Source organism: Chitinophaga sp., assembly GCF_036566945.1.
Lineage (GTDB): Bacteria > Bacteroidota > Bacteroidia > Chitinophagales > Chitinophagaceae > Chitinophaga.
Genome location: NZ_DATCVJ010000764.1, coordinates 1 through 9,804, shown reverse-complemented (window position 1 = coordinate 9,804; position 9,804 = coordinate 1). Strand labels below are relative to the sequence as shown.

Genomic DNA, 9,804 nt, shown 5'->3' with positions numbered 1-9,804 from the left:
CGCTGGAAAAAGGAGAATCATTTTTCAATACCAATAACGACTCCGCCTTTTATTATTTTAATCTCGTTGCAACGAGTGCGACAGATAGTTTGGAAACTGCCATGGCCTATACCTATATGGGTATCATCCAGGCATATGAGGGAGACCACTATGGAGGGCAGGAAAGCCTGTTAAAATCCCTTACTTACCTCGATGACCACAAAAAGGAAGACCAGGACTGCCTGAGCTCAAATTACCATGAGTTGGGCAATATCTGTCTTAATCTAAAAAACTATGACGCAGCGATCGATTACTATCATAAAGCACTCAAATATATAAAACAACCGGACAAAGAGGCCATAGCCTTAAATAGCATAGCCCTTACTTATCAGAAGAAAGGCGACTATGACCAGGCTATCAATTTATACAAGTCTCTACTGGCTGAGAGTAAGGACGAGAAAAGAGAATACGCAAGAGTGCTTTCCAACTATGCCAAAACTAAATGGTTGAAAGACTCCGCCTATCCCGCCGGACCTGAGCTGCAGCATGCGTTGCAAATTCGTAAAGATTCAAACGATACCTGGGGACTCAATGCCAGTTACGCACACCTGTCGGACTATTATACAGTCTCCTTGCCTGATTCGGCACTTTATTATGCCCTGAAAAGATACGAAATCGCCAGAGAAATGAATAGTCCGGACGACGAGGTCGAAGCGCTTTCCAAACTTATTACACTTAGCCCCACCAATCTGTTGAAACCTTATTTTATCCGCTACCAACATCTGACAGATAGCATCCAAACGGCAAAGAACGCAGCCAAGAACCAATTCGCATTAGTCCGGTACGAAGCTGCAAAAAATAAAGCCGATAATCTTCAGCTGCAAAAGGATAATGCACAAAAGAAAACACAACTACTGGTACAACGATTCATATTAGCATTAACCATCCTCTTCTTCATTACGGCTGGTATTGTTTTAATCCTTCGGTACCGCAGGCGCCGACAACAAATAGAACTTGCATCCAGGCAGGCGATACAAGAACATCAACTTAAAACCTCCCAGAAAGTGCACGACGTAGTAGCAAATGGCTTGTACCGCATCATGACGGAACTTGAGTATAAAACGTCCGTAGACAAGGAAAATCTGATAGACAAGATTGAGATACTGTATGAGCGATCCCGCGATATCTCCTATGAAACTCCCTCCCACTCAGAGATTCCTTTTCATGTTAAAATCGATGATTTGCTGGAGTCCTTTGGATCCGAGCATATCAAGGTGCTGATTATCGGCAACGGTCCTCTGCTCTGGAACCGAATCAATGCGCAAGTACAGCATGAAGTGGAACATATTCTTCAGGAATTGATGATTAATATGAAAAAACATAGCCTGGCCAATTCCGTGATGATAAAATTCGAATGTCAGAACGGTCAGGTTCAAATTCTATATACCGATAATGGTATTGGTATTTCCCCGCAAGTTAAGTATGGAAACGGACTACAGAATACGGGAAACCGTATCAAAAGAATTGATGGGCAATATACATTTGAGCATCCTGATAAAGGAGTAAAAATTCACATTTCTTTCCCAATAGCTCAGTCCTCATGATTACAAAGGTACTTATTGCTGAAGATCACGAAACCGTCAATATTTCTGTGCAGAAGACGCTGGAAGATCTCGCTGTCATAGATATAGCACATGCCTATTATTGCGATGATGCATTATATAAGATAACCCAGGCTGTTAAGGCCGGCAGCTCATTCGATCTCCTGATTACAGATTTGCATTTTGAACCGGATGGTCATAAGCAGATATTATCTGGTGGTATGGATCTGATTATCGCTGCCAGGGAAGTACAGCCTGATCTGAATATCCTGATCTTCTCGTTGGAAAACAGACCGGCTGTTATTGACCAACTTTACAACAAGTATGACATAGACGGTTTTGTACCCAAAGCACGGAACGACGCCAGGTCGCTTAAAGAGGCCATCAATGAAATAGCCCAACACCGGCGCTATTTCCCACATCACATCAGGCAGTCGATCGAAAAAAAGAACGCTTATTCATTTTCGCCATTTGATATCACGATCATTACGCTGCTTGCACAAGGAATGATGCAGAAAGATATACCCGCGCACCTTCAACGCAGCGGGATAAAACCATCAGGCCTAAGCAGCATAGAAAAAAGGCTCAACCAGATGAAAGACGCACTTGGCTTTACCAAGAATGAGCAGTTGGTGGCTCACTGCAAAGATTTAGGCGCTATATAAACATCTCAAAAAAAATTCGACAGAAAACAGTTGATTACGGTTTCCCATAAAAAAAGGCAGTTAATGAAATCTATTTTTGTTTCATAAATTAAAAAAAACACTATGAAACAAAAGTATTACGTAAACAACAACGCTCAGCTCAACGGCGATCATGAAGTACATGTTGGTACCTGTCCCTACTTTTCTGTGATGTATAGCCGAATTTATTTGGGAGAATTTGAAACTTGTCAGGAAGCCGTTCGTGAAGCAAAAAAGCGTTATCCACGATCAAATGGCTGTTCTACTTGCTGTAAACCCTGCCACACGAGCTAAGGATCATGGTAGTTTTCTTGTAACCCCTTGTCGTTTGAATCAATCGAACTATGAAGCTCCTTTATGCCTGGCTCCTGATAAGCTATGTTCACTGCAATCAAATAACAGTATATGTGTGCGACAGCAAGAATGCTACCAAGTATCATTATAAATCGAATTGTCGCGGACTAAGCAATTGCAAGCATCAAATTATCAGCATCCCTCTTGAGAAGGCAATGGCAACCAGAACCCTTTGTAAGTGGGAGCAATAAATTAAATGCGACCGAACCTGTATTTTAACAAACTCCAATCTCTGTTATTATGACAACGCCAGGCGACGCGCCGTATAAATATTTGCGGTTTCAGGGAGACCAATCTTACCGCAGATATATCCAGGAGGATATTTCCGAAAAATCTCCTCCTGCAAAACCTCCCGGGCAGGACCTCCTGAACGTTAAAACTCATGGCAGTTATGGTGCACTTTTATTTCATCCTAACTGGAAGGCTAAACGAAAGGAAATACTGCTGCGTGATATGCATCGGTGCGTACATTGCCATAGTGATAAAGATTTGCAGGTGCATCACCGGCAATACCACTTTATAGCAAGCGAGCAGAAGTTCCGACTTCCATGGGATTATCCAGGTCATCTACTTATCTCGCTTTGCGAATCCTGTCATAACAAAGGGCATAATAAATATAAAGTACCGACCATCACTATCTAATAAAATATGTATGAGTTTATTCGATATTTTCAACAGGCAACGCCAAAATGGGCATAGCCATACAGTGGCAATTGACACCGCCATACCCGATATTCCGGAAGCTACTTTCATTGAGAAGGAAGCACCGGAAAAAGAGCAACCCGACGGAAAATCTGCTATGCCGTTCAATGGTGGGATACATCTTTTATATGATTTCCTCGACAAGAATTATGAGTCTAAAGGATATAACGATGCATTGATAAATCCGGACGCCACCCATCTGGAGCAAAATGTGATTGCATTGAAGAATGACCTGGAAAGATCTATCAGGAAAGTAAAAACATTTTACGAAGACTTTATCCGGCAAATCAATTTCCACATCACAAGCAGGAGTAGAACTGGAATGATAGATACAGTGGAAGAACTTACTGTTAAGAAGGAAATTGCCGAGAGCCATATCAGTCAGGTAAAAGAAATTGAAGAACAGGCAAAACTTAACGAGGGTGTTGGGCATGGTATCATTATCAGTTATACCCGCGGATTTAGGAATGGCCTTGCAGCCATTTCCAGTCACATCATTCTGAACAAAAACTTTTAAAATCGAGCGTTATGAAACATCTATGGATCCGTTTCGGCTGCTTCATGACCGGATACAACTACAATATTTTGCGAAACTGCAGCGAAGCGGCTTTTAAATCCGTGAAGAAGTATACTGCCGCTATCCTCATTGTTTGCATTCTTTGGTTCTTTATTGGTTTTACTTTTGCGCAACGTTACCTGTCGCTCAGCCTGGCAGGTTGCATGCTGGCAGGATCGCTCTCCATCGTCATCATTGTACAGGTTGAAAAGCAGATCGTCTTATCCATCAACCCGAATCGACTGCTGGTCATTTTCAGAGGCTGTTTAGCTCTTATGATGTCTGTCCTGGGGGCGGTGATCATTGATCAGATATTATTCGAAAAAGATATTGAGATCCAGAAGATTTCATACATCTCGGAAAAAGTAGATAGGATACTTCCCTCAAAAACGGAAGAACTAAGAAAGCAGATTGCCACACTGGACACGACAATCAACAAAAAAGAGCAGGAAAAAGATAAGTACATCGAAGATATCAGTAAGCATCCCACCACCACGGCCACAACTACCCAAACAGCAACAAAACGGGTCCCCGTACAATCAATCACCTCTTCAGGCAAGGACTCAACTATTTGGAAAACGACAAGCGATGTTACTGTTGCATCTACGCTGGTACCAAACCCCAAAATGGCATTGCTCCCCTCCCTTGACGCTGCTATTGACGCTATGCGGCAACAAAAAGCAAAAAAGGAAAACGAATTGCTTTACATCAAGCCTGCACTGGAAAAGGAAATGAAAGCGAGTACGGGATTTCTGGATGAGTTAACAATCATGAAGCAGATGTTATCTGCATCTTACGTTGCACTGAGCTTCTGGTTCCTGTGGATTTTGTTCTTCTTGTTTCTGGAGATGCTGGTGCTATTCAGTAAGCTGGGCGACCGGTCAAATGATTACGAAAAGGTGGTACTGCACCATATGAACTTACAGATGCGGCGGCTTGATGCGCTTGGAAAGGGATTTGAGTAATAAATTTCTCAAAAATTAACCGTAGCAGCAAAAACTGAAGAACCTCTAAACAATAGATTCATTCTGTATTAAGACCGTAATTTAAAATAGAGTAGATTTTTAAAAAAATATTTACCATGAGTTGGAGCTATAGAAAAAGAATTAAAATCATCCCTGGTGTTCATCTTAATTTTAGCAAAAGTGGTATCAGTACATCCATTGGTATCAAAGGCGCAAGTCTGACTTTTAGCAATAAAGGAACATATTTAAATACAAGTATTCCTGGCCTTGGAATAAGTAACAGACAAAAAATATCCAATAATAGTAAGCCACAATACCCAAGCCCTAATCAGGGTACGGATGAAGAAGACATAAGGCCGAATAGCCCTTCCTCAAATTTGGCAGATAATATTTTCAGTTTAGATCCTCAGGAGATTACCTCGCAGGATATGCAAGGTGTTAAAGAGGCGATATTATTATCACGAAAGCAAAGGATAGACCTTGCCCATGACCTAAATGATGTCAAAAAAACGTTACTAACAACCCAAAGAAAGTTAGTACTAAGCTATATTTTTCTCTATGGAATTATCAAAAGTTCAATTTCCCAAAATATCAAGAACGATATTCTCGAACAAAAGAGCGCAATCAATCTAATTGCGGAACAAATTGACAAGAGTGCTATTGAACTTGATTATGAATTTGACGAAGACATTCTAAACAGATATAATAATGTTTCAGGTTCATTCGAGAAATTATGCCTTTCCGATAAAATATGGGATGTCACCAGCGCGCACAATCAAAACAGAGTAGTTACACGTTCAGCAGCTTCCACAATTGTTATTAAACGCGAAGTTCGTTTCAGCAATAAATCCATTCCCGATATTAAAGCGAATTTCAAACCATTATACTTTAAAAATGCCAATGGTTCAGATCTATACTTCTATCCTCATTTTATTATCATGTATTCCTCTGAAGAAAAATTTGCAATCATCGGCCTTCATGAAATAGAATTAGTCTTTTCCCCAGTGAGATTTGTAGAAGATGGGAAAGTCCCAAACGATAGTAAAATCATTGACAGAACATGGGCAAAGGTAAATAAAAATGGAACCCCGGATAAACGCTTTAAAGATAACTACCAAATACCAATAGTTAATTATGGAAGCATAAGACTACGGACAACCACCGGACTTAATGAAGAATATGAATTCAGTAACTATGAGTCATGTGAAGCTTTTGCTAATGCATTCACATCCTATCAAAAAATGATAAAATCATTACGACAGAATTAAAAACAATCAGTAGTGCCTTTTAGTTGCCATATATCAAATAACTGTCCCAATTTATGTGGAACAAATATTTGACACCCTTACAATCAAATTTATTTTTATTTTTACCCGAATCTTAAACGAAACGGAATGTATTTACAACGATTTTCTTTTATACTCCTAATCATTTTGGGGATTAGCAGTTGCGGGGTCAGCAAAAAAGCGCAACACCAGGAAACCTCGTTTGATCAGGGTATCGGGCAGATTAAACACCTGGTAGTTATCTATATGGAAAACCGTAGCTTCGATAATCTATACGGCGAGTTCAAAGGAGCAAACGGTATTGAGAATGCTAAAAAGGGCAACTTTATTCAGGTTGACGAGAATGGAAAACCTTACAAGTACCTGCCTGAGATCCCGCGTAACAACTCTTTCCCTACCAACCTGCCAAATGAACTTTTTAATATAGACCAATACGTTCCGTCCGACAAGGCTACGCCGGATGTTACTCACCGTTTTTTTCATAACCAGTTGCAAATAGACGGAGGAAAGATGGATAAGTTTGCGGCGTATAATGACTCGAAAGGACTGGCGATGGGCTACTATAACACTAAAAAAATACCATTGTTTCCAATGGCCGAAAAGTATACCCTATGTGATAATTTTTTTCAGAGTGTATTTGGCGGCTCCTATTTTAACCATGTTTACCTGATTTCTGCTGCCGCACCAGTTTGGCCGGATGCTCCGGAATCATTGATCGCGAAATTCGATACTGATGGAAAGATGACCAGGGATGGCATAGTTACTCCTGACGGATATGTTGTCAATCATGTCCTTTCAAGAAATACCCCTTACCCTCCCAAATCCGATACTTCCAAATTATTGCCATCTCAAACGATGCCGACTATCGGTGACAGGCTGAGCGAAAAAGATATATCCTGGGCATGGTATTCTGAAGGATGGGACGATGCGGTGGCAGGAAAGAAGAATAACTTTGCTTATAATCATGAACCTTTCCTGTATTTTTCCCGATATGAAGATGGAACAGAAGGCCGAAAACACATGAAGGACCAAAATGATTTCATTAAAGCAGCGAAAGAAGGTACCCTTCCCAGCGTTTCCTTTGTGAAACCCGGCGGAGGCAACGACGAACACCCGGGCGCTTCTGCTGTATATTCTTCAGAACAACTTGCAGTAAACCTGATCAATGCAGTATTAGATGGCCCCAATGCAAAGGATGCATTGGTTATCCTCACCTACGATGAGTTTGGTGGCTTTTTTGATCACGTAGCCCCTCCGGTTATCGACAGATGGGGTCCCGGGAGCCGTATTCCTGCAATTATTATCGGGCCATTCGCCAAAAAGAACCATATAGATCACACACAATATGAGACAGTCAGCATTCTTTCTTTTATAGAGCATCGATGGGGAATAGCCCCCCTGGCTGAACGGGATAAAAATGCAAACCCATTCAGGAATGCACTGATATTTAAATAAATCACTGTTAATCAGGAGGAGGAATGTGTTATGGATAAGAAAATCGGAATAGTAGCACTGCTGCTTACAGGGCTATTTATTGTAAGCTTTACCTCCGTCAATTCGAATCATACAGAGCAAACAGCCTCCAGCCCGCGTGAACGAAAAATTCAAAAAGAAGTTTTAAGTCAGATCGTATCTTTCCACGATTATGTAAAAGATACATTATTGTTGGAGGTGAGTAAAGATATTCCTGATGACCAAAAAATTCAGCAAGCCTTTTTAAAATCAAGGCTGCTGTTCAAAAAATTTGAATGGGCAGCGGCGTATTTTACTGCCGACCTGACCAGGAGATTAAATGGCCCTCCTGTACAGGAGATCGAGAATGCTGATTTATTAGATCCTTCTTTAGCCCATGCTATTGACCCAATGGGTTTGCAGGTAATAGAACAATTTATCTTTCCGAAATACGATACCGCGGAAAAAAAAGAACTGATCAGCGAAACCAGACATTTAATAACAAATACGGACTATCTGATTGCTTATTTTTCTGATCATCAGCTGGCAGATTGGCGAATATTGGATGCTGCCAAGTTAGAGATATTCAGGATCATCACATTGGGAATTACAGGCTTTGACAATTCTCTTTCTTTAAACAGTATGGAAGAATCATCCGCCTGCTTAAAGAGCCTACGGGATATCCTTTTTCTCTATATAGATAAAAAGAAAAAAACGACTTTATTACAGGATCTGAATGCCTCCATTGCCTATCTTAATTACAATGCTGATTTTGACGCCTTCGACAGAGCGGCATTTATTACGCGCTTCGGAAATAAAATCAGTACGGGGATAGCAGAACTGGAGCAGGACTTACCTGGCCGTAAAATCAAATATAACCGAATGCTGAGGCAGGAGGTAAGAACATTATTTGATTCTGCTGCATTTAATGCAGATGCATTTTCTCCTGGCCCCGAATTTCAATTAACGGATGCCAAAGCAGAGTTAGGTAAAAGACTTTTTTATGATAAATCGCTGTCTGGTACCGGTACACGAAGCTGCGCTTCCTGTCACAACCCTGATTTGGCATTTACAGATGCACTGGCTAAACATACAGATATTCATGTTCCATCAAAGCTGGTGGCCAGAAATGTACCAACGTTACTCAACGCTGCGTTACAATCAAATTATTTCTATGATATGAGGGCGCTAACATTGGAGGATCAGGTGCGTGATGTAGTCAGTAATAAACAGGAGATGGATGGTTCGATGAATGGGATCATAAAATACGTTTCTGCTGATAAATCATATCAGTCGTTATTCGCAAAGGCCTTTTCTGCAAAGAAAGAGAAAGGAATCAGTTCCGATCAGGTGACCAATGCCCTTGCTGCCTATATTCGTACCTTGACAAAACTCAATAGCCGGTTTGATGAGTACATGCGTGGTAACGAAGAGGCCTTGTCAAAACAGGAATTGAACGGCTTTAACTTATTTATGGGAAAAGCGAAATGTGCCACCTGTCATTTCGCTCCTTTATTTAATGGAGTTACTCCCCCAAAGTACATTCAAAGCGAAACGGAAATATTGGGTGTCCCTGCCTCCCTGACTGATTCCACCCTGGACCCGGATTTGGGTTATTATACCGTCATCGGTATTGATTCCTATAAATATGCTTTTAAGATTCCCACTATCCGGAATATCAATAAAACGGCGCCTTATATGCACAATGGCGTATATCAGACTTTAGCCCAGGTAATGGAATTTTATAATAATGGGGGAGCCATTGGCTTAGGAATAAATCTTTCTAATCAAACGCTTTCTAAAGAAAGTCTTCGCCTCACTGAAAAAGAAAAAGAGGATATCATTGCTTTTATGGAGAGTTTAGAAAGTAGAAAATAGATGTTGAGAAATCAGCATCATGCTCCAATACAAACCATCTATGAAATCAGAGGTAGCTCTAATAAATTGAATCCTGAATAATCACGGCTATCATAAACAATAAATTTAAGGTAGTACATAGTATCAAATATCTCCTTCGAACCGAATATTTCATAATACGAAGCTCTAAAAATTTCTTTGAATTAATATACCCAACAATAAAAAGTATGTTTAATGCCACCATATAAAGTGCAATTTCCGGCCACAAGAAAAATAGATAAATAAATTTCCCGATAAGATGCATATAGGCAATTAATACCAGGAGGGTTAAAATCCCTGTCCCCGATAGCATGATGTTGAAAAAAATAC

General features: G+C 40.5%; 8 protein-coding genes. All 8 read left to right on the top strand.

What is annotated here, in order from left to right:
- On the top strand, positions 1 to 1,583 hold a 1,583-nt coding region (locus VIP81_RS22990; RefSeq protein WP_331966908.1), incomplete at its 5' end, for a tetratricopeptide repeat protein.
- Positions 1,580 to 2,245 (top strand): response regulator, encoded by a 666-nt coding sequence (locus VIP81_RS22985; protein ID WP_331966906.1) that lies wholly within the window; start codon positions 1,580 to 1,582, stop codon positions 2,243 to 2,245. The genes VIP81_RS22990 and VIP81_RS22985, both read left to right, overlap by 4 nt.
- Before the next feature lie 612 nt (positions 2,246 to 2,857).
- Positions 2,858 to 3,259 (top strand): hypothetical protein, encoded by a 402-nt coding sequence (locus VIP81_RS22980; RefSeq protein ID WP_331966904.1) that lies wholly within the window; start codon positions 2,858 to 2,860, stop codon positions 3,257 to 3,259.
- A gap of 10 nt (positions 3,260 to 3,269) precedes the next feature.
- On the top strand, positions 3,270 to 3,836 hold the full coding sequence (locus tag VIP81_RS22975) for a hypothetical protein (protein ID WP_331966902.1): 567 nt from the start codon (positions 3,270 to 3,272) through the stop codon (positions 3,834 to 3,836).
- Positions 3,837 to 3,847: 11 nt separating this feature from the next.
- Positions 3,848 to 4,840 (top strand): DUF4407 domain-containing protein, encoded by a 993-nt coding sequence (locus VIP81_RS22970; RefSeq protein WP_331966900.1) that lies wholly within the window; start codon positions 3,848 to 3,850, stop codon positions 4,838 to 4,840.
- Positions 4,841 to 4,956: 116 nt separating this feature from the next.
- Positions 4,957 to 6,108: a DUF4236 domain-containing protein gene (locus VIP81_RS22965; RefSeq protein WP_331966898.1), complete on the top strand. Its 1,152-nt coding sequence runs from the start codon at positions 4,957 to 4,959 to the stop codon at positions 6,106 to 6,108.
- Between the two features lie 165 nt (positions 6,109 to 6,273).
- Positions 6,274 to 7,581, top strand: coding sequence for an acid phosphatase (gene acpA / locus VIP81_RS22960; RefSeq protein WP_331966896.1), 1,308 nt, complete (start codon positions 6,274 to 6,276; stop codon positions 7,579 to 7,581).
- A 30-nt stretch (positions 7,582 to 7,611) separates the two neighbouring features.
- Complete coding sequence (locus VIP81_RS22955) at positions 7,612 to 9,456, top strand: cytochrome-c peroxidase (RefSeq protein WP_331966894.1); 1,845 nt, start codon at positions 7,612 to 7,614, stop codon at positions 9,454 to 9,456.
- The last annotated feature ends 348 nt before the right edge of the window (positions 9,457 to 9,804 follow it).